The organism is Serratia sp. JKS000199, from assembly GCF_900215455.1.
GTDB lineage: Bacteria > Pseudomonadota > Gammaproteobacteria > Enterobacterales > Enterobacteriaceae > Serratia > Serratia ureilytica.
The window spans coordinates 2,085,366-2,106,611 of sequence record NZ_LT907843.1; the positions used below are offsets into that span (position 1 = coordinate 2,085,366).

20 protein-coding genes, 2 tRNA genes and 1 other RNA gene are annotated in these 21,246 nt (G+C 58.1%); 15 read left to right on the forward strand and 8 right to left on the reverse strand.

All coding sequences use genetic code 11. The annotated features are described in order from the left end of the window. Positions 1–92: 92 nt before the first annotated feature. The 8 genes from CPH57_RS09980 to CPH57_RS10015 all read left to right on the forward strand — a co-directional run bounded on the left by CPH57_RS09980 (position 93) and on the right by CPH57_RS10015 (position 4,288). On the forward strand, positions 93–557 hold the full coding sequence (locus CPH57_RS09980; RefSeq protein ID WP_033643306.1) for a YchJ family protein: 465 nt from the start codon (positions 93–95) through the stop codon (positions 555–557). 68 nt (positions 558–625) lie between these two features. Continuing rightward, positions 626–1,474, forward strand: a complete 849-nt coding sequence (purU, locus tag CPH57_RS09985; RefSeq protein ID WP_004932187.1) for a formyltetrahydrofolate deformylase — start codon at positions 626–628, stop codon at positions 1,472–1,474. Between the two features lie 175 nt (positions 1,475–1,649). Then, positions 1,650–1,734: transfer RNA gene (locus CPH57_RS09990), tRNA-Tyr, on the forward strand. 189 nt (positions 1,735–1,923) lie between these two features. Then, positions 1,924–2,008, forward strand: a tRNA-Tyr gene (locus CPH57_RS09995). A gap of 48 nt (positions 2,009–2,056) precedes the next feature. Continuing rightward, a non-coding RNA gene (locus CPH57_RS10000) (RtT sRNA) lies at positions 2,057–2,184 on the forward strand. Positions 2,185–2,360: 176 nt separating this feature from the next. Then, a complete protein-coding gene (locus CPH57_RS10005) occupies positions 2,361–2,933 on the forward strand; it encodes a TIGR00730 family Rossman fold protein (protein ID WP_004932190.1) in 573 nt (190 codons plus the stop codon). Between the two features lie 102 nt (positions 2,934–3,035). Next, positions 3,036–3,842, forward strand: coding sequence for an exodeoxyribonuclease III (gene xthA / locus CPH57_RS10010; RefSeq protein ID WP_004932192.1), 807 nt, complete (start codon positions 3,036–3,038; stop codon positions 3,840–3,842). 44 nt (positions 3,843–3,886) lie between these two features. Then, positions 3,887–4,288, forward strand: a complete 402-nt coding sequence (locus tag CPH57_RS10015; RefSeq protein ID WP_033643307.1) for a pyrimidine (deoxy)nucleoside triphosphate diphosphatase — start codon at positions 3,887–3,889, stop codon at positions 4,286–4,288. Positions 4,289–4,309: 21 nt separating this feature from the next. On the opposite strand, the gene CPH57_RS10020 is transcribed toward CPH57_RS10015, so the two are convergent. The 5 genes from CPH57_RS10020 to CPH57_RS10040 all read right to left on the reverse strand — a co-directional run bounded on the left by CPH57_RS10020 (position 4,310) and on the right by CPH57_RS10040 (position 9,398). Continuing rightward, a complete protein-coding gene (locus CPH57_RS10020) occupies positions 4,310–4,606 on the reverse strand; it encodes a YnjH family protein (protein WP_033643308.1) in 297 nt (98 codons plus the stop codon). Next, positions 4,603–6,528: a DNA topoisomerase III gene (locus tag CPH57_RS10025; protein WP_021503851.1), complete on the reverse strand. Its 1,926-nt coding sequence runs from the start codon at positions 6,526–6,528 to the stop codon at positions 4,603–4,605. Before CPH57_RS10025 ends, CPH57_RS10020 begins: the two co-directional genes overlap by 4 nt. Further along, positions 6,528–7,637 (reverse strand): tRNA 2-selenouridine(34) synthase MnmH, encoded by a 1,110-nt coding sequence (gene mnmH / locus CPH57_RS10030; protein ID WP_096242313.1) that lies wholly within the window; start codon positions 7,635–7,637, stop codon positions 6,528–6,530. Before mnmH ends, CPH57_RS10025 begins: the two co-directional genes overlap by 1 nt. A gap of 8 nt (positions 7,638–7,645) precedes the next feature. Continuing rightward, positions 7,646–8,689, reverse strand: coding sequence for a selenide, water dikinase SelD (gene selD, locus CPH57_RS10035; protein ID WP_042784711.1), 1,044 nt, complete (start codon positions 8,687–8,689; stop codon positions 7,646–7,648). A gap of 157 nt (positions 8,690–8,846) precedes the next feature. Further along, a complete protein-coding gene (locus CPH57_RS10040; RefSeq protein ID WP_046687229.1) occupies positions 8,847–9,398 on the reverse strand; it encodes an NAD(P)H nitroreductase in 552 nt (183 codons plus the stop codon). Positions 9,399–9,558: 160 nt separating this feature from the next. Between CPH57_RS10040 and sppA the strand changes: the two genes are divergently transcribed. The 4 genes from sppA (at position 9,559) to CPH57_RS10060 (ending at position 14,691) form a co-directional block, all read left to right on the forward strand. Beyond that, positions 9,559–11,415: a signal peptide peptidase SppA gene (gene sppA, locus CPH57_RS10045; RefSeq protein ID WP_033643311.1), complete on the forward strand. Its 1,857-nt coding sequence runs from the start codon at positions 9,559–9,561 to the stop codon at positions 11,413–11,415. Positions 11,416–11,508: 93 nt separating this feature from the next. Beyond that, positions 11,509–12,525, forward strand: coding sequence for an asparaginase (gene ansA, locus CPH57_RS10050; protein WP_033643312.1), 1,017 nt, complete (start codon positions 11,509–11,511; stop codon positions 12,523–12,525). 22 nt (positions 12,526–12,547) lie between these two features. Further along, positions 12,548–13,180, forward strand: coding sequence for a bifunctional nicotinamidase/pyrazinamidase (gene pncA, locus CPH57_RS10055; RefSeq protein WP_046687230.1), 633 nt, complete (start codon positions 12,548–12,550; stop codon positions 13,178–13,180). 233 nt (positions 13,181–13,413) lie between these two features. After that, positions 13,414–14,691: a glycoside hydrolase family 18 protein gene (locus tag CPH57_RS10060; RefSeq protein WP_033643314.1), complete on the forward strand. Its 1,278-nt coding sequence runs from the start codon at positions 13,414–13,416 to the stop codon at positions 14,689–14,691. Between the two features lie 45 nt (positions 14,692–14,736). On the opposite strand, the gene CPH57_RS10065 is transcribed toward CPH57_RS10060, so the two are convergent. Together CPH57_RS10065 and msrB are read right to left on the reverse strand one after the other, a co-directional pair. Continuing rightward, positions 14,737–15,009 carry a YeaC family protein gene (locus tag CPH57_RS10065; RefSeq protein ID WP_004932218.1) on the reverse strand — a complete coding sequence of 91 codons (273 nt, stop codon included), beginning with the start codon at positions 15,007–15,009 and terminating at the stop codon, positions 14,737–14,739. A 63-nt stretch (positions 15,010–15,072) separates the two neighbouring features. Beyond that, positions 15,073–15,486 (reverse strand): peptide-methionine (R)-S-oxide reductase MsrB, encoded by a 414-nt coding sequence (msrB, locus tag CPH57_RS10070; protein WP_033643315.1) that lies wholly within the window; start codon positions 15,484–15,486, stop codon positions 15,073–15,075. 348 nt (positions 15,487–15,834) lie between these two features. Here msrB and gapA point away from each other — a divergent pair, with 348 nt between their 5' ends. Both gapA and CPH57_RS10085 read left to right on the forward strand, forming a co-directional pair. Beyond that, positions 15,835–16,830 (forward strand): glyceraldehyde-3-phosphate dehydrogenase, encoded by a 996-nt coding sequence (gapA, locus tag CPH57_RS10080; RefSeq protein WP_004932222.1) that lies wholly within the window; start codon positions 15,835–15,837, stop codon positions 16,828–16,830. Between the two features lie 194 nt (positions 16,831–17,024). After that, a complete protein-coding gene (locus tag CPH57_RS10085) occupies positions 17,025–17,900 on the forward strand; it encodes a D-hexose-6-phosphate mutarotase (RefSeq protein WP_096242314.1) in 876 nt (291 codons plus the stop codon). Between the two features lie 94 nt (positions 17,901–17,994). Here the strand turns inward: CPH57_RS10085 and CPH57_RS10090 are convergent, their stop codons facing one another. Then, on the reverse strand, positions 17,995–18,759 hold the full coding sequence (locus tag CPH57_RS10090) for a MipA/OmpV family protein (protein ID WP_069100696.1): 765 nt from the start codon (positions 18,757–18,759) through the stop codon (positions 17,995–17,997). 426 nt (positions 18,760–19,185) lie between these two features. Here CPH57_RS10090 and yeaG point away from each other — a divergent pair, with 426 nt between their 5' ends. Continuing rightward, the gene (gene yeaG / locus CPH57_RS10095) at positions 19,186–21,120 is read left to right on the forward strand and encodes a protein kinase YeaG (protein WP_016927472.1); all 1,935 of its coding nucleotides are present in this window, start codon (positions 19,186–19,188) and stop codon (positions 21,118–21,120) included. The last annotated feature ends 126 nt before the right edge of the window (positions 21,121–21,246 follow it).

The window sequence follows — 21,246 nt, forward strand, 5'->3', positions numbered from 1 at the left end:
TCTCTGCTTTCAGGGTAGATTGTCACTGACGAATATTGTTAGGTAACATATGCGCTAAATTCATTTTCAGCCTCGTTTTCTCAGGAGTTATTTTGCCCGAATCATGCCCATGCGGCAGCGGACTGGCGTATAACGCGTGCTGCGCCCCTTTTATCAGCGGCAGTCAGCCGGCGCCGACGCCCGGCCAACTGATGCGTTCACGCTTCACCGCCTACGTGAATCATAACGTCGACTATCTGATCGCCACCTGGCACCCCGACTGCGGCGCCGAAGCGTGGCGCAATGCGATCGTCGACAGTTTCAAAAACACCGAATGGCTGGGCTTGACGATCGTCGAGGAGCAAACCGGCCATGAGCCGGACGAAGGCTTCGTCGAATTCATCGCCCGCTTCACCGATGGCGAAAGCGGCGAGCCCCAGGCGATGCATGAGCGCTCACGCTTCCTTCGTCGCGATCAACGTTGGTATTATATCGACGGCAGCAAACCCCAGCCCGGCCGAAATGCGATATGTCCCTGCGGCTCAGGGAAAAAATATAAGAAGTGCTGCGGGCGCTAGCCGGCCGGCGCTTCACGTTAACGCCTGCGCAGACAGGCCGTTCAGTATCAGACAGGATCCTCAAACCCATGCCACACCAAAATGTACAACGAAAAGTGTTACGCACCATCTGCCCGGACGCCAAAGGGCTGATCGCCAAGATCACCAACATCTGTTACAAACACGAGCTCAATATCGTCCAGAATAATGAGTTCGTCGATCACCGCACCGGGCGTTTCTTCATGCGCACCGAGCTGGAAGGCATTTTCAACGACAACACGCTGCTGGCCGATCTGGACAGCGCGCTGCCGGAAGGTTCGCTGCGTGAGTTGCACAGCACCGGACGTCGGCGCATCGTGGTGCTGGTCACCAAAGAGGCACACTGCCTGGGCGATCTGTTGATGAAAAGCGCCTATGGCGGCCTCGACGTTGAGATCGCCGCCGTAATCGGCAACCACGACACGCTGCAAACGCTGGTGGAGCGTTTCGATATTCCTTTCCATCTGGTGAGCCACGAAGGATTGACGCGCGAACAGCACGACCGCGAAATGACGGCCAAGATCGATCAATATCAGCCGGATTACGTGGTGTTGGCCAAATATATGCGCGTGCTGACGCCGGCCTTCGTGCAACATTATCCGAATCAGGTGATCAACATTCACCATTCGTTCCTGCCGGCGTTTATCGGCGCGCGGCCTTATCACCAGGCCTACGAACGCGGCGTGAAAATCATCGGCGCCACGGCTCACTACGTTAACGACAATCTCGACGAAGGCCCGATCATCATGCAGGACGTGATCCACGTCGATCACACCTATTCCGCCGAGGATATGATGCGCGCCGGCCGCGACGTAGAGAAAAACGTGCTCAGCCGAGCCCTGTATCAGGTGTTGGCGCAGCGCGTCTTCGTCTACGGCAATCGCACCGTTATTCTGTAATCGCTCAATAAATCGGTGCATTTCGTTCAGGGATGCACCGCCAAGAATAAAAAAACGGCAAACGATTCATTTTCTGCATTTCAATGCTTTACACATCCGCTTCATTTGATATGATGCGCCCCGCTTACCGAGACAGCGCTCTCGCAAGCAAGGCCAGTTAAATAGCCATGTATATGGTGGGGTTCCCGAGCGGCCAAAGGGAGCAGACTGTAAATCTGCCGTCACTGACTTCGAAGGTTCGAATCCTTCCCCCACCACCATCTTCTCTCTGTTGATGAACTTGAAGCGAAAGCTGAAATATCATTAAACGCCGGGGGGGAGGATGAGAAGCTTCGACAAGGTTCGAGCCGAGCGCGGCGAGACAACGCGCTTTAGCGCGGTAATCCTTAGAAGCACACAATAGGAATTTAGCCCATTCCTTAAAAAATCAGCAAATCCATGAATACCATGGTGGGGTTCCCGAGCGGCCAAAGGGAGCAGACTGTAAATCTGCCGTCACTGACTTCGAAGGTTCGAATCCTTCCCCCACCACCATCTCTTCCAGAAAATTCCAAAATCGAATTAAAAGTACATCGCATCCATAATGCTCCGTATTGGGGAAGGATGAGAAGCTTCGACCAAGGTTCGAGTCTCACGCAGTGAGACAACGCGCTTTAGCGCGGCCCGCAGGGTGAGTCGCGCAGCGACGAATCATCCTTCCCCCACCACCATCTCTTGCCCCTCCAAAAATCTAATTAAATAGCCCTCGCATCAATAAACTCAATTTATCTCCCCTTATCGCCGCTTTCACCTTGATGTTTTATCTCCTCACTCCCAGCAGTAACTTGAACTCCGGCCGACAATTCGCTATACCACTGGCTTCTTTAGTGCAGTAAGGAACAGGTGGATGCGAAACAATATTTGCGTTTTTTGTGGCGCCAGCGAAGGTGTCAATCCCGCTTATGCCGAGCAGGCTCGCCAACTGGGGCAATTGCTGGCCGCACAGGGACGCCGTTTAATCTACGGCGGCGGCAAAAAAGGACTGATGGGGATTGTGGCGGACGCGGTGTTGGCGGCGGGCGGTGAAGCTGTCGGCATTATCCCCGAGCGCCTGGTTGAAGCGGAAACGGCGCATCGCGGCCTGACTGAATTGGAAGTGGTGCCAGACATGCATACGCGCAAAGCCCGTATGGCGGCGCTGGCGGACAGTTTTATCGCCCTGCCCGGCGGCATCGGCACGCTGGAAGAGCTGTTTGAAATCTGGACCTGGGGGCAAATCGGGTATCACAACAAACCGGTCGGCCTGCTGAACGTCAACGGTTTCTACCGCCCACTGAGCCAGTTCCTCGAACACGTCGCCGATCAGGGCTTCATGCGCCACGACTATCTCGGTACGCTGCACATCAGCGAATCGGCGCAAACGCTGCTGCAACAGTTTGACGACTATCAACCCAAAAATTACGACCGCTGGGCGAAATAATGCCGGCTGCGCAGTCAGCGGGCTCGCCGCTGTCTGCGTTACATTTCCCGCCAAACTCTGCTACTATCACAGCACATTTTTCTCGTGAAAACGGCACCGCTCATGAAGTTTGTCTCTTTTAATATCAATGGACTGCGCGCGCGTCCGCATCAGCTGGCGGCAATTATCGAACAGCACCAGCCCGACGTGATCGGTCTGCAGGAAACCAAAGTTCACGATGACATGTTCCCATTGGAAGAAGTCAGCCAGCACGGCTATCACGTGTTCTATCACGGGCAAAAAGGCCATTACGGCGTGGCGCTGCTGACCAAAGCGGAGCCCCTGGCCGTGCGCCGCGGCTTCCCGACCGATGAAGAAGACGCGCAGCGTCGCATCATCATGGCCGATCTGGCTACGCCGCAGGGCACGCTGACGGTGATCAACGGCTACTTCCCGCAAGGTGAAAGCCGCGACCACCCGATCAAATTCCCGGCTAAAACACGCTTTTATCAGGATCTGCAAAACTACCTGGAGCAGCAGCTGTCGGCGGAATCCCCGGTGCTGATCATGGGCGACATGAATATCAGCCCCAGCGATTACGATATCGGCATCGGCGAAGACAACCGCAAACGCTGGCTGCGCACCGGTAAATGCTCCTTCCTGCCGGAAGAGCGCGAATGGATGGATCGCCTGCTGAACTGGGGCCTGGTCGATACCTACCGCCACGCCAACCCGGGGCGCAACGACGAGTTCTCATGGTTCGACTACCGCTCCAAAGGGTTCGACGACAACCGCGGCCTGCGTATCGATCTGCTGCTGGCCAGCACCCCGCTGGCTTCGCGCTGCATCGCCACCGGCATCGATTACCAAACCCGCGGCATGGAGAAACCTTCCGACCATGCGCCGGTCTGGGCGGAATTTACGCTGTAACCCCATCACCCCGGCGTCCGCCGGGGTTTTACTCTGTGAAGCCAATGAAAATTATCGACGTGGTAGCCGCCATTCTGGAAAAAAATGGCCGCATTTTGCTGGCCCAGCGCGGCGCAGACAGCGATCAGGCCGGTCTGTGGGAGTTTCCCGGCGGCAAAGTTGAGCCGGGTGAAAGCCAACCGCAGGCGCTGGCGCGCGAACTGGATGAAGAATTGGGGATTTGCGCCCGTATCGGCAACTATGTGGGCTGCAATCAGTGGCAGCAAGGCGAACGCCTCATCCGGCTACACGCCTGGCGAGTCGCGGAGTTCTCCGGTGAATTGCAGCTGCATTGTCACTCAGCGCTGGTGTGGGTCACGCCGCAACAGGCGCAGGAATATACCCTGGCCCCGGCCGACGTTCCACTGCTGGCGGACTATATCGCCGCGCAAGGCGATGCACGCTGAGCGCGGCGATAGGTTACATGGTCACTTCTTCAATCGCACCCAAATCAAGGGGTTGGTGCCGATGGTGTTAGGCTCACGCACGCACTGCAGCACTTCTCCTTCGACTTTGAGCACCGCGCCTTCGGAATAGTTTTGATTCTGGTAGACGCAACAGCGGTTGCAGGGTTGCGCCGGTGGCGAATTGGCGCCGTTTTTCGCCGTCCCCCAAATCTCCGGCGAAACCGGCAACACCACGTCCACATCGCCCCGGTTGGCGGCCGCCAGGCCGCAGTAGGCCAGGGCAGCGGCAGCCAGCACCCCATTGAGTCCGTGCTTCATTCACTCTTCTCCTGCGCCTTGCCGGCGCTTTTCCTGCGTTTTTTGCCTCCGCTGGAAGGCGGCGGCGGCAACCCACGGAACGCCATGCTCGCCCGGCTCTGCTTGGCCTGATAAATCAGCTCTTGCAGCGTGCCGACCAACGGCTGCATAAAGTCCTGATAACGGCAGGATTTCTCGCTGATTTGCGTCAGCGTTGCCTCCCAGTTGGCCGTCATATCAGGACGCGCAGCAAGATCCGGCAGCGAGTGAATCAACGCGCGCCCGGTTTCGCTGGAGTGAATATAGCGTCCCTTCTTGTACAGAAACGCCCGTTTGAACAGCAATTCGATGATCCCCGCTCGCGTCGCTTCCGTACCTAAACCATCGGTCGCCCGCAGGATTTTCTTTAGCGCTTTATCTTGTACGAAGCGCGCGATGCCGGTCATGGCCGACAACAGACTGGCGTCGGTAAACGGCCGCGGGGGCTGCGTCTGACGCTCCACCACCTCACCGCGCTCACACAGCAGCTCATCATCTTTAGCCACCACCGGCAGCGGTGCGCCTTCGTTTTCTTCGTCGCGCTCCTTGCTGCCCAGCAGCGTACGCCAACCGGCTTCTGCCAGGAAACGCGCCTTGGCGATAAATTTGCCGCCGGCGATATCCAGCTCAATCACGCATTTGCGGAATACCGCATCCGGACAAAACTGCATCAGATACTGGCGCGCCACCAGCCCATACACGTTCCGTTCATCCTGAGTCAGATTAATCTTGCCGGCACGGGCGGTGGGAATGATAGCGTGGTGCGCATCGACTTTTTTATCGTCCCAGCAGCGGTTGCGGCGATCGCTGTCGATCACCGGCTGCGGGTACAGCTCAGGCTGGTGCACGCTGATGGCGTTCAGCACCGCGTGACGGCCGGCGAAATGTTCTTCCGGCAGGTAGCGGCAGTCGGAACGCGGATAGGTGATCAATTTATGGGTTTCATACAACCGCTGGCAAACGTCCAGCACCTGTTGGGCGCTGAGGTTATAACGCCGGGCCGCTTCGATTTGCAGCGTGGAGAGCGAAAACGGCAGCGGCGCGGTATCTGATTCCCGTTTATCGTTATAGGACGTGACCAGCGCCGGCTGGCCCTCGATGCGCTTGACCACGTGCTCCGCCAACGGCCGGTGCAGCAAACGCCCCTCTTCGTCCTGATAAGGCTCGCACGACTCGCTGGGCTGCCACAGCGCCACGAAACGCTCTTCTTTCGGCGTAACGATGTGCGCCTTGACCTCAAAGAAGTCTTTCGGCACGAAGTTTTCGATCTCTTCATCGCGCCGCACCACCAACCCCAGCACCGGCGTCTGCACCCTGCCCACCGACAACACGCCGTCATAACCGGCGTTGCGGCCCAGCAGCGTATAAGCGCGGGTCATATTGATGCCGTACAGCCAGTCGGCGCGTGAGCGCGCAAGGGCGGACACGCACAGCGGGATGAAGTCACGGTTGTCGCGCAGGCGTTCAACCGCGCGTTCCACCGCCTGCGGGTTGAGATCGTTGATCAGACAGCGGCGCACGTTCTGGCGTTTTTCCGGCGTCAGATCCAGGTAGTCCAGCACCTCATCCACCAGCAGTTGCCCTTCGCGATCCGGGTCGCCGGCATGAACCACTTCATCGGCTTCAAGCAGCAACTTTTTAATGGCGTTGAGCTGTTTACTGACCGACGGCCGCGGCTGCAACCGCCATTTTTCAGGAATGATCGGCAGATCCGCCAACGACCAGCGCGCATAGCGGCTGTCATAAGCGTCAGGCTGAGCCTGCTCCAACAGGTGGCCAACGCACCAGGTCACCACATCGTTGTTGCCGCAGGCGATATACCCGTCGCCGCGGCGATGCGGCTTGGGCAATACGTCGGCAATGGCGCGCGCCAAACTCGGTTTCTCGGCTATGAACAGTCGCATTATTCACCGTTTTTCTGGCTGAACGTCATCAAGAATTCTCTTACTTCTGCATAGTTCCCACGGAAGACAATCCGCTGGGCTTTCTTTTCCAACTGATAGCAATACATCGGATCGTAGTACTGCTGCAACAGGGGCGCCAGCCACTCGTGGTGCGCCTCGCCCTGGCCGCTGAGCCGCTGTGTCCGCAGCGCCGCTTCCAGTCGTTGCGTCAGCTGCTGGAAGCGTTCCAGCCCCAGGCGGCGGCGTATGGCGAACAGGCCGTGGTGCAGATAGTCGTCGTACTGTCGCCAGCCCTCTTCCATGCCATAGGCCTGTTCGAACTGTTCGCGCATGCCGTCGATATATTCCGCCTGCAAACGCGCCAGGCGAATGTCGAACGGATCGTCGATCACCGCCACCGGCGCCTGCTGCATCCCATTGAACAACGGCAGCGGCAAATTGTTGCTGCCGATGATCCGCCCTTCGTCTTCCAGCACCCAACGGCGGCTGCCACCATGCTGTTTTTTCAGCAATAACACAGCCAGACGATTCTCAAAATCGATCTGCGAGCTCTGGCCCGCCAGCGTTCGACCAAAAGATGAACCGCGATGGCGCGCCGCGCCTTCCAGATCGACGCCGTCGGCCAATTCGTTGACCAGCAACGTCTTGCCGCTGCCGGTATTGCCGCCCACCAGGGCCATCGGCAATGCCGCGCTTTGCGCCAGCACGCCGAGCAAATAATTGCGCAGCGCCTTATAACCGCCAATGATCCGCGGGTACTCGACGCCGGCCTCATGCAGCCATTGCTGCACCAGCTGTGAGCGCAGACCGCCGCGGAAGCAATAGAGATAGCCTTCGGGCCGCTGCGCACAGGCCACCAACCAGGCGGCGGTGCGCTGTTCGCGCAGTTTGCCGTTCACCAGACTGTGGCCGAGCGCTATCGCCGCTTGCTGCCCATGCTGTTTATAGCAGGTGCCCACCGCCTGCCGCTCGCTGTCGATCATCAGCGGCAGGTTCAGCGCCTGAGCGAAGGCGCCCTGCTGAAACTCGATCGGCGCGCGCACGTCAATCAGCGGCACGTCCTGCAGGAAAATGCGTTGGTAATCGTCGCTGTCCGGCCTTCCTTGCATGTTGGACACTACACGACCTCGATCAGCGGCTTATCGGCCGATGCCACATGCAGCTCGCCAATGGCGTTGAGCGTAATGCCATGCTGTTCGGCAATCGCCAGCACCTGCGCTTCCGCCTCCGGCAATACCGCCAACAGCAAACCGCCGGAGGTCTGAGGATCGCACAGCAACTGGCGCTGCAGATCGCTCATCTCGCCCACCAGATGGCCATAGCTGTCGAAGTTGCGCCCGGTACCGCCCGGCACGCAGCCCTCGGCGATATACGCCTCGACGTCCGGCAGCTTCGGCACCCGATCGAACCAGACCGTCGCCTGCAGGCCGGAGCCCTGACATACCTCGCTCAGGTGGCCCAGCAGGCCAAAACCGGTGATGTCGGTCATCGCCGTGACGCCCGCCACCTCGGCAAAGTCGGCGCCCGGCTTGTTCAGGCGGCACATCACGTCCGTCGCCAGGCCCTGATGCTCGGGGCGCAGCTTGCTTTGCTTCTCGGCGGTCGTCAGCACGCCGATGCCCAGCGGCTTGGTCAGATAGAGTTTAGCCCCGGCCCGCGCGGCGCTGTTCTTCTTCACCCGCTCGGTATTGACCACGCCGGTGACCGCCAGGCCGAAGATAGGTTCAGGCGCATCGATGGAGTGGCCGCCGGCCAGCGCGATCCCCGCCTGCTGGCAGGCGAAACGCCCACCGTCGATCACCTGTTGCGCCACCTCCGGCGGCAGTTTGGCGATCGGCCAGCCGAGAATGGCGATCGCCATGATCGGTTTGCCGCCCATGGCGTACACATCGCTGATGGCGTTGGCGGCGGCGATGCGGCCGAAATCGAACGGATCGTCGACGATCGGCATGAAGAAGTCGGTGGTGCTGATAATGCCGACGCCGTTGCCGATGTCATATACCGCCGCGTCGTCGCGGGTTTCATTGCCGACCAACAGACGCGGATCGACAAATTTCTCCCGCTCGCTGTGCAGGATGGTTTCGAGAACTTTCGGTGAGATTTTGCAGCCGCAGCCAGCGCCATGGCTGTACTGGGTTAAACGGATCGCTGGCGATGTCATAGTCCACTCCCTTCGATAACGGCACTCAAGATAACATAGGGTAGCGCTTGCCGAGGGGATTGATAAGAGCGGGCCGCCGATAAGCGAACGGCCTGCTCAGAAACCATGCAATTTTGCGGGGTTTGGCGCATTTTCGCCGCGCCCCGTCGGATAATACTTAGAAATAGCTGACGAAAGGCGTGCTGTCCGGCGGCGTCACTTTAGTGGCGGCCTTCAGCTGCGGCGTGCCCAGATAGAGGAAACCGACGATCTCGTCCTGCTCGCGGCAACCGAAGGCTTCACGCACCAGCGCATGCTCGGTCCAGGCGCCGGTGCGCCAGATGCCGTTAAAACCCTGCGCCAGCGCCGCCATCTGCATCGCCTGCACGGCGCAACCGGCGGAAACCACCTGCTCCCAGCGCGGCACCTTGGTCTCTTCAGTGCAATGCGCGATGACGGTGATGATCAGCGGTGCGCGGAACGGCGCCTTGGTGGCTTTTTCGATCGCCGCTTCATCCAACTGATCCTGCTTCGCCACCGCCTGCAGCAGCTGACTGAAACGCTCCAGGCCCTGATTCTCGATCATCACGAAACGCCACGGCTGCAGCGCGCCGTGATCGGGCGCACGCAGGCCCGCGTTGATGATGTTTTGGCGCACTTCCCCCGCCGGCGCCGGTTCCGCCAGGCGCGAAGCCGAGCGACGATTCAATAAAAGATCCAGAGCATCCATCGTAAACTCCTGATAACAATTTTCATTCCGGCCACGTTAACATAGCTAAACGGCGAGTTACAGCCTCGGCGATAGCGTCTGTGTGCCACGATTTAAAGCTGACATTTACCCGGCCGCTCATTAGGATAGCGGAACATTCTCGACTCTTGTTGGAGAGCACATGCGCACATTGTGGCAAATTATTGCCGGCATTTTCCGGTGGACATGGCGTCTGCTGAATTTTATCAGGGAACTGATCCTTAACCTGTTCCTGGTCCTGCTGATCCTGGTTGGGGTCGGCATCTATCTGTCCTTCCAAAGTTCCTCCACCTCGACGGCCCCGGCGCGCGGCGCGCTGTTGGTCGATTTAAGCGGTGTGGTGGTCGATCAGCCTTCGGTAAACAACCGAGTGCGGCAATGGGGGCGTGAACTGTTGGGCGCCTCCAGCAGCCGCCTGCAGGAGAATTCGCTGTTCGACGTGGTGGACAGCATCCGCAAGGCCAAAGACGACAAAAACATTACCGGCATGGTGTTGCAGCTAAATGACTTCGCCGGCGCCGATCAGCCCTCGCTGCGCTATATCGGCAAAGCGCTGCGCGAGTTCCGCGACAGCGGCAAACCGATCTTCGCCATCGGCGACAGTTACAATCAAACGCAATACTACCTGGCCAGCTACGCCAACAAGGTCTACCTCTCGCCGCAGGGCGCGGTCGATCTGCACGGTTTCGCCACCAACAACCTGTATTACAAGTCGTTGCTGGACATGCTCAAGGTCACCACCAATATCTTCCGCGTCGGCACCTATAAATCGGCGGTCGAACCGCTGATCCGCGACGACATGTCCCCGGCGGCGCGCGAAGCGGACAGCCGCTGGATTGGCGGCCTGTGGCAGAACTATCTGGAAACCGTGGCGGCCAACCGGCAGCTGACGCCGCAGCAGCTGTTCCCCGGCGCCGCCGGCGTGCTGAGCGGCCTGCAGGCGGCAGGCGGCGACACCGCCCGCTATGCGCTGGACAATAAGCTGGTGGACGAGCTGGCGTCGCGCACCGCGATCGAAAATCAGCTGGTCAAAACCTTCGGCTGGGACAAACAGGCGAACGATTTTAACGCCATCAGCATCTACGACTACCAGCCGAAGCCGGACGCCAACCAGGGTGGCAAGATCGCCGTGGTGTTCGCCAACGGCGCCATCATGGACGGCCCGCAGACGCCGGGCAACGTCGGGGGCGACACCACCGCCGCCGAGCTGCGTCAGGCCCGTCTGGATCCGGCCGTCAAAGCCGTGGTGTTCCGCGTCAATAGCCCTGGCGGCAGCGTCAGCGCGTCCGAAGTGATCCGCTCCGAGCTGGCCGCCGTGCGCGCCGCCGGCAAACCGGTGGTGGTGTCGATGGGCGGCATGGCCGCGTCGGGCGGTTACTGGGTCTCGACGCCGGCCGACTACATCATCGCCAGCCCGAGCACGCTGACCGGCTCCATCGGTATTTTTGGCATCATCAATACCTACGAGAAAACCCTGGATACGCTGGGCGTGCACACCGACGGCGTAGCGACATCCCCGCTGGCCGATATCGCGGTCACCAAGGCGTTGCCGCAGGAGTTCTCGCAGATGATGCAGCTGAATATCGAAAACGGGTATAAGAACTTCCTCGATCTGGTCGCCAAATCACGCAAGATGACCCCGCAGCAGGTTGACCAAATCGCGCAGGGCCACGTGTGGCTCGGCAGCGACGCCAAGGCCAACGGCCTGGTCGATCAGTTGGGCGATTTCGACGACGCGGTGAAGAAAGCCGCTGAGCTGGCGAAACTGCAACAGTGGCAGCTCGACTGGTTCGTCGACACCCCGAGCCTGAGCGATATGGTGCTCAGCCAGTTCGGCGTTTCCATTCACGCCATGCTGCCGGCGGCGATTCAGGCCATGCTGCCTGCCCCGCTGGCCTCGGTCGCCAATGCGGTGAAAGAGCAGCCGGGTTTGTTCAATAACTTGAACGATCCGCAGAACCGCTACGCGATCTGTCTGACCTGCGGAGAAGTCCGCTAACAAATAATTCTGCAGCCCGGCCTCCGCCGGGCTTTTTTTCTGCCGCCATGTCCCTATAATTCAGCCCATCTTATCTTTGTTAAAATCATAACCATGCAAAAGAAATCCATTTACGTCGCCTACACCGGCGGCACCATCGGCATGCAGCGTTCCGAGCACGGCTATATTCCGGTTTCCGGCCACCTGCAGCGTCAGCTGGCGCTGATGCCGGAATTCCATCGGCCGGAGATGCCGGATTTCACCATTCATGAATACGCGCCGCTCATCGATTCCTCGGACATGACGCCGGAAGACTGGCAGCACATCGCCGACGACATCAAACAGAACTACGATCGCTACGACGGCTTCGTGATCCTGCACGGCACCGATACCATGGCGTTCACCGCCTCGGCGCTCTCCTTCATGCTGGAGAACCTGGCCAAACCGGTGATCGTCACCGGCTCGCAGATTCCGCTGGCGGAGCTGCGCTCCGATGGCCAAACCAATCTGCTGAATGCACTGTATCTGGCGGCCAACCATCCGGTGAACGAAGTCAGCCTGTTCTTCAACAACAAGCTGTTCCGCGGCAACCGCACCACCAAAGCGCACGCCGACGGCTTCGACGCCTTCGCCTCCCCGAATCTGCCGCCGCTGCTGGAAGCCGGTATCCACATTCGTCGCCAGCACGGCATCGACAGCCCGGTTTGCAACGGCGCGCTGCAGGTACATGACATCACGCCGCAACCGATCGGCGTCGTCACCATCTATCCGGGCATTTCCGGCGCGGTGGTGCGCAACTTCCTGCTGCAGCCGGTCAAGGCGCTGATCTTACGCTCCTACGGCGTCGGCAACGCGCCGCAGAAGGCCGAGCTGATCGACGAGTTGCGCGCGGCTTCCGAACGCGGCATCGTAGTGGTCAACCTGACGCAGTGCATCTCCGGGCGCGTCAATATGGAAGGCTACGCCACCGGCAACGCGCTGGCGCACGCCGGGGTGATAAGCGGTTTCGACATGACGGTGGAAGCCGCTCTGACCAAGCTGCACTATCTGTTGAGCCAGCCGCTGACGCCGGAACAAATCCGCGCCCTGATGCAGCAAGATCTGCGCGGCGAGCTGAGCATCAACGGTTAATCGACTGAACTCTGGAGCGGCGATGAAAACGGCCCTGTTGTTGATCGATCTGCAAAACGACTTCTGCCCCGGCGGCGCGCTGGCGGTCGCGGAGGGCGACGCCGTCATCCCGGTCGCCAATCAGGCGATCGCCGCCTGCCTGGCGCGCGGCGAACCGGTGGTGGCCAGCCAGGACTGGCATCCCGCCAATCACCGCAGCTTTGCGGTGAACTCCGATGCGCAGGTCGGCACCCTCGGTGAGCTGGAAGGCCTGCCGCAGGTATGGTGGCCGGTGCACTGCGTACAAGGGAGCCTCGGCGCCGATTTTCATCCCCAGTTACAGCGGCAACACATCAATGCCGTCTTTCGCAAAGGGCAAGATACGAACATCGACAGCTACAGCGCGTTCTTCGATAACGGCCACCGTGCGCAAACCGAACTCCACGGCTGGCTGCAATCGCAGGGCGTCCGGCGGTTGGCTGTCATGGGCCTGGCGACCGACTACTGCGTGAAGTTCAGCGTGCTGGATGCGCTGGCTGCCGGCTATCCGACGCAGGTGATCGTCGACGGCTGCCGCGGCGTGAATCTGCAGCCGGACGACAGTGAGCGGGCGCTGCAGGAGATGGCGCGCGCCGGCGCTCAACTGGTTACCCTGTCACAATTTCTCGCCAATTAAATCCTGCCGGGCGCTATCGGCGCCCTCTCTGGGCGGCGGCGAAAATATCGACGCCGCTCACAATGCTGTTCTTCTTCTCCTCCAGCCGCTTGTGACCGGCAGGCGCTTTTGCTGTTATGGCAGCGACGCTTTTGGCGTCAATCGGTTATACGCATCCGGGGCCCGCTGAGCCCGGCTTTATTGTGACCGCTACTGGCGGTACGGTCGGCCTTGCCGATCCCAAGGAGACAAACATGAAAATAACCCGAAAACTGCTGCCTTTGCTGGCAGCGGTGCAGTTGGCTATCGCCGGTACCGGCGCGGCTCAGGCGGCCTATCTCTCCGTCGGCTACTTCAACGGCGGCGGCGACGTCACCGCCGGCCCCGGTGGTGACATCGACAAGCTGGACGTGACGCAAATCACCCACCTCAACTATTCGTTTGGCCTGATCTACAACGACGAGAAAGACGAAACCAATGCGGCGCTGAAAGACCCTGCTCGCCGCCACCAGATCTACCTGTCACCGAAAGTCACGGCCGATCTGCAACGTCTGCCGGTGCTGCGCAAACAGAACCCCGAGCTGAAAGTGCTGTTGTCGGTCGGAGGCTGGGGCGCACGCGGTTTCTCCGGCGCCGCCGCCACCGCGGAAAACCGGGCGATTTTCATTCGCTCCGCGTTGCAGGTGATCGAACAGTACCGGCTGGATGGGATCGATCTGGACTGGGAATACCCGGTAAACGGCGCATGGGGTTTGGTGGAAAGCCAACCGGCAGACCGCGACAACTTCACCCTGCTGCTGAAAGAGCTTCATCAGACGCTGGGTAAAGGCAAACTGTTGACCATCGCCGTTGGCGCCAACGTCAAAAGCCCACGTGAATGGGTCGATGTAAAAAATATTGCGCCCTACCTCAATTACATCAATCTGATGACCTACGACATGGCTTACGGCACGCAGTACTTCAATGCCAACCTGTACGATTCAACGCGTTGGCCAACCGTAGCCGCCGCCGATCGCTACAGCGCCGATAACGTGGTAAAGCATTATCTGGCCGCCGGTCTGAAACCGGCGCAGATGAACCTGGGTATCGGTTTCTACGGCCGGGTACCGAAACGGGCGACCGAGGCGGGCATCGACTGGGACAAACCGGATGCCGCCAACCATCCGGTGACGCAGCCTTACTTCAGCGCGCGAGAAATCGCCCTGTTCCGCACGCTGGGATTGGATCTCAGCAAAGACACTTATTTTAAATACCGCGATATCGTCAACAAATTGCTCAACGATCCGCAGCAGCGTTTCCGCGAGCACTGGGATGACGACGCCAAAGTGCCATACCTGACGCTGCAATCCGCCGAAGGCAAGCCGCTGTTCGCCATTTCGTACGAGAACCCGCGTTCGGTGGCCATCAAGGCCGATTATATTAAAAGCCAGGGATTGGGCGGTGCGATGTTCTGGGAATACGGCGCAGACGACAACAACCGGCTGGCGCAGCAGCTGGCGGAATCGCTGGGCATAAAGGGCGAGAAACGTTGAATCGACGGGGCGATGGCGACATCGCCCCGCTTTAGGGGTGGAGCCTTACTGCGGCTTGAGTTTCACCAGCGGCTCGGCAACGAACTGCTGCTTCAGCTCTTGTTTGCTCTTCATCACGATCTGCCCGTCGGTGCCGATGCTCATATGCTGCGGATCGACGTTGTTCATCGACTGCCACAGCATCACCGCCTGCAGGCTGTTTTCCTTTTGCTCCGGCGTCAGCGCCACGCCGTCCGGCCATTTGCCCAGTTCAACCGCCTGCACCAGGCGTTGGTATATCTCGGGCGTCATCGCCGCAATCAGATCTTTCACGTCCATCAGGGCCCTTCTCGCTTACGGAAGAATAATTAGCTGAATCGATTTTGTTGGTTAAATTACCGCTTAACCGGCCGTTTGATCGCCATTTTCGCCATCGGTGAAACTCAGCGAGGCGGAATTGACGCAGTAACGGTCACCGGTCGGCTGCGGGCCATCGGGGAATACATGCCCCAGGTGCGCGTCGCAGTGGCCACAGCGGATTTCAACACGATGCATATTATGTGAATTATCATCAAGATAACGGATTGCATCGGCGGAAACCGGCTCGTAAAAGCTGGGCCAGCCGCAGCCGGAATCGTATTTGGTTTCGGAATAGAACAGCGGCTGGTTACAGCACAGACAATGGTACACGCCCTCACGCTTGTTATGCAGCAATTTGCCGCTAAACGGCGCTTCGGTGCCACGCTGTTGCGTGACATAACGTTGGATTTCATTCAGTTCCGTGACCGGATGAGCGGGGGTTGTCTCTTTAGCCATTTGTGCTTATCTCTGAATGTGGATAATGTCAACGAAAACAATGATTAATAATAACAAAAAATTAACACCGCTGCAGGGGTTTTTGGCCTAAACTGTAGCCCATAAAGGCCACGTCACGATGATATGTGATAGCGATCACACATCTTGCGTATGCTGACTTTATACTTGGCGGCTTGTCCCCATATAACGGATGAGGCCGAGCGCAAATGGACTGTGCAATAAGCGTGCAAAACCACCCTTCCGGTTTGACTTGCCGCAAGTATTGACACGATTCCGCTTGACGCTGGGTAAGGTTTTTGTAATTTTACAACCAACCTTTTATTCACTAACAAATAGCTGGTGGAATATATGACTATCAAAGTAGGTATCAACGGTTTTGGCCGTATCGGTCGCATTGTTTTCCGTGCTGCTCAAGAGCGTTCTGACATCGAGATCGTTGCAATCAACGACCTGTTGGACGCAGAGTACATGGCTTACATGCTGAAGTATGACTCTACTCACGGCCGTTTCAACGGTACGGTAGAAGTTAAAGACGGCCACCTGGTTGTTAACGGCAAAACCATCCGTGTTACCGCAGAGAAAGACCCGGCTAACCTGAAGTGGAACGAAGTGGGCGTTGATGTGGTTGCTGAAGCGACCGGTATCTTCCTGACCGACGAAACCGCACGTAAACACATCACCGCCGGCGCTAAAAAAGTGGTTCTGACTGGCCCATCCAAAGATGCGACCCCAATGTTCGTTCGCGGCGCCAACTTTGACAAATATGCCGGCCAGGACATCGTGTCCAACGCCTCTTGCACCACCAACTGCCTGGCGCCGCTGGCTAAAGTCATCAACGACAACTTCGGTATCGTTGAAGGCCTGATGACCACCGTTCACGCCACCACCGCGACTCAGAAAACCGTTGATGGCCCGTCTCACAAAGACTGGCGCGGCGGCCGCGGCGCATCCCAGAACATCATCCCTTCTTCTACCGGCGCAGCGAAAGCGGTTGGCGTGGTTCTGCCAGAGCTGAAAGGCAAACTGACCGGCATGGCGTTCCGCGTACCGACCCCTAACGTGTCCGTTGTTGACCTGACCGTGCGTCTGGAAAAAGCGGCTACCTACGAAGAAATCAAGAAAGCCATCAAAGACGCCGCTGAAGGCTCTATGAAAGGCGTTCTGGGCTATGTTGAAGACGACGTGGTTTCCACCGACTTCAACGGCGAAGTGCTGACTTCCGTGTTCGATGCCAAAGCCGGTATCGCACTGAACGACAACTTCGTGAAACTGGTTTCCTGGTACGACAACGAAACCGGCTACTCCAACAAGGTTCTGGATCTGATCGCTCACATCTCCAAGTAATGGCATGATGTTAAGCTGATAATGAGGGCGACATTTTTTTGTCGCCCTTTTTTTACCCGTCATCTTTCGAGTCACAGCGTTGTTCGCTGCACACACTCACCTCAGTCACTGTCTAAGCATGCGCCTGAGGGCCTGGTTGTGACCCGAAAGCTAATAGGGTCCATTTCTATTTCCGGCAAACAATAGGTTATGAAATGAACGAGAAAATTTTCACCCTGCCCGTTTCCGAACAGATTTCTCCTTATATCAGCCAGCGCCAACTCGATGAGCTGGGCGTGGTGGTCGTGTCGCACCCGAAAGTGCGCGCGGCGGTCGCGCTGCAGGGCGCCCATTTGCTGGCCTGGCAGCCCAGCGGTGAGCAGCCGGTGATTTGGCTCAGCAACAACACGCCTTTCGCCAAAGGCAAGGCCATCCGCGGCGGCGTGCCGATCTGCTGGCCGTGGTTCGGCCCGGTGGCGCAACCCTCCCACGGGTTCGCCCGCAACCAGCCCTGGAGCCTGACGGCGCACGATGAAGATGACAACGGCGTCATCCTGACCTTTACGCTGAAAGACAATGAGCAGACCCGCAAGCTGTGGCCGCACGACTTCACGCTGATTGCTCGCTTCAAGCTGGGTGAAGAGTGCGAGATCGAACTGGAATCGCACGGCGATTATCAAGCCACGGCGGCGCTGCACAGCTACTTCCAGGTTGGCGATATCGATCGGGTCAGCGTGGCGGGCCTGGGCGAACCTTATATTGATAAGGTGGCGGGCGGCGTCGAAGCGCGTCAGACGGGCGAAGTGACCTTCGTCGGCCAAACTGACCGCGTCTATACCCGTCCGGAGGCCTTCAGCCTGATCCGCGATCCGGCGCTCGCACGCACCATCGAGGTTCATCACCATCATATGAGCGACGTTATCGCCTGGAACCCCGGCGTAGAGCTGTCCTGCAGCATGGGAGACATGCCGAACGACGGTTACAAGACCATGGTCTGCGTTGAGACCGGGCGCGTCAGCAAACCGCTGGTCGCCGCCGGCGAACAACCCGCCCGTTTGGGTGTGACCTTCCGCAGCCGTAAAAAGGCCTGAAACCCCGTGCGCGCCAGCGCACTACGGATGTGCAAAAGGGGCGCTTGCGCCCCTTTTTGATGCACGCCATGCACGCTTATCGTGCAATGCGCGATTAGAAGGTGTAGCTCACACCCGTCATCAGCAAACCGGTGTAAGATTTATCCACCATCGGGCTGTCTTTCACTTCATCCGACAACTTCACATAGCGGCCGAGGAAGAAGGCGTTCCAGCTCTTGTTGATCTGGTAATTGGCGCTCAGCTCGAGATACGGCGCCCAGCTATCGCTCGGGGTGTAGCTGTCCAGACCGCTGCGGCGCGATTCATTGGCGCTGATGCCATAGTAATATTTGTTCTGGTTTTTGCTGTTCCACATCACGCCTACGCCCGGAACCAGCGTCAACGCGTCCAGATCAAACTTGTACAGATAGGCCACATCGCCCACCAGCCCGTTGCTGTAGTTCAGCGTGTCGCCGGTGAAGGTGGTGCGAATGGTGCCCCACTCTGCGTTGTGTGAATAGGCCAGGCCGGCCATCAGCGTGCCGCGACGCTTGTCGAGACGCTTCATGCGATCGTCGTCGCTGTCGCCCGGACGGTAGCCCCATGGCGTGTAATACCCCATGATGCTCAGCTGATTTTCTTGATCTTTCCACAGGTAGTAACCGGCGGTCAGAGTACGGAAGTAGAAGTCGTCACCTTCATAGTCGATGACGGGCACCGGATAAACGCGATCCTGATAACCGCGATACGGGTCCGGGCTAACCAGCGCGGCAGCACCCAGTGACCAGGTTCCCGCCTGGGCACTTTGCGCACAAACCATTGCGGAAGCGATAATTGCTAGCGTTTTGAGTTTTGAAATCTTCACTGGTTCTTTTTCCATAAATTACAGGGTTAATAGCCGCAATAGTTTATGTGAAAATTTAGTTACGCGCCTAATCTTTACAATAGAAAACGACCAAGATCGAATAACTTATAGCGGAATTATGAATTAATCATGGCGGAACGATGACGATTCATGCCGCAGGCCGCGCCAGACAAGGCATTTGGTTATCCCGGCAATAACTGAGTCATTGATATGACTTAAAAAAAGCTTTTTCTACGGCAGGAAATTTTCCGGCAAGCAAACTAAGCTTAAATCAGAAGGTGAATTTATCCTGGGCCCAGTGGCATACAGCGCAACTCGCGATAATAAGCGCACCAAGTTGGCATACGGGTTGCTGTACTCAGGCGTATTCTCATCTTTCGGGAGCCAGAACACTATCACACGCTCTCTTTAACCTGTGCTAATAACGAAAGGACGGGCATCATGAACATATTTGACCACTATCGCCAGCGCTACGAAGCTGCCAAGGACGAAGAGTTCACACTGCAGGAATTTCTTACCATTTGCCGGCAAGATCGCAGTGCCTATGCCAACGCGGCCGAACGTCTGCTGATGGCTATCGGTGAACCTGTGATGGTCGACACTGCGCTAGAATCACGCCTGTCGCGCCTGTTCTCCAACCGCGTGATCGCACGTTATCCGGCCTTCGAAGAGTTCTACGGCATGGAAGAGGCCATCGAACAGATCGTCTCTTACCTGAAACACGCCGCTCAGGGCCTGGAAGAGAAGAAACAGATCCTTTACCTGCTGGGCCCGGTGGGCGGCGGCAAGTCCTCGCTAGCGGAACGTCTGAAAGCGCTGATGCAGCGCGTGCCCATCTACACCCTCAGCGCCAACGGCGAACGCAGCCCGGTCAACGATCATCCGCTGTGCCTGTTCAATCCGCAGGAAGATGCCACGATCCTGGAAAAAGAGTTCAATATCCCAAGTCGCTATCTCGGCACCATCATGTCGCCGTGGGCGGCGAAGCGCCTGCATGAGTTCGGTGGCGATATCACCAAGTTTAAAGTCGTGAAAGTGCGCCCTTCCATTCTGGAACAGATCGCCATCGCCAAAACCGAGCCGGGCGATGAGAACAACCAGGACATCTCGGCACTGGTCGGTAAAGTGGACATCCGTAAACTGGAGAACCACGCGCAGAACGATCCGGACGCCTACGGCTATTCCGGCGCCCTGTGCCGCGCCAACCAGGGGATTATGGAATTCGTCGAGATGTTCAAAGCGCCGATCAAGGTGCTGCATCCGCTGCTGACCGCAACCCAGGAAGGCAACTACAACGGCACCGAAGGCATCTCCGCCCTGCCGTTCAGCGGCATTATTCTGGCGCACTCCAACGAATCCGAGTGGGTGACCTTCCGTAACAACAAGAACAACGAAGCGTTCCTCGACCGCGTGTATATCGTCAAGGTGCCTTACTGCCTGCGCGTGTCGGAAGAGATCAAAATTTACGACAAGCTTCTGGATCACAGTGAGCTGACCCATGCGCCCTGCGCGCCGGGCACGCTGGAAACGCTGGCGCGCTTTAGCGTGCTGTCGCGGCTGAAAGAGCCGGAAAACTCGAGCATTTACTCGAAAATGCGCGTGTATGACGGTGAAAGTCTCAAAGATACCGACCCGAAAGCCAAGTCCTATCAGGAATACCGCGACTACGCCGGGGTTGACGAAGGCATGAACGGCCTCTCCACCCGTTTCGCCTTTAAAATCCTCTCGCGGGTATTCAACTTCGATCACGCCGAGGTGGCAGCCAACCCGGTGCACCTGTTCTATGTGCTGGAACAGCAGATCGAGCGCGAACAGTTCCCGCAGGATTTGGCGGAGAAATACCTGGAGCACCTGAAAGGCTATCTGATCCCGAAATACGCCGAGTTTATCGGCAAAGAGATCCAGACCGCCTATCTGGAATCCTACTCGGAATACGGACAGAACATTTTTGACCGCTACGTCACCTATGCCGACTTCTGGATCCAGGATCAGGAGTATCGCGATCCCGACACCGGCCAGCTGTTCGACCGCGAGTCCCTGAACGCCGAACTGGAGAAAATTGAAAAACCGGCCGGCATCAGCAACCCGAAAGATTTCCGCAACGAAATCGTGAACTTCGTGCTGCGCGCCCGCGCCAACAACAACGGCCGCAACCCGAACTGGACCAGCTACGAGAAGCTGCGCACCGTGATTGAGAAAAAGATGTTCTCCAATACCGAAGAACTGTTGCCGGTGATTTCGTTCAACGCCAAAACATCGACGGACGAGCAGAAAAAACACGACGACTTCGTCGATCGCATGATGGAGAAAGGCTATACCCGCAAGCAGGTGCGCCTGCTGTGTGAATGGTATCTGCGGGTCAGAAAATCCTCATAACGCCTCAGGTAAGCGGCATTATCAGGGCCATGTCCATAGTCATGGACGTTGCAGCGCAGCCCACGGAGGGGCTGACACATTGCGCTGCCGCGGCCGGGACATGAAGAGTTGGCAACGTCGTTTGGG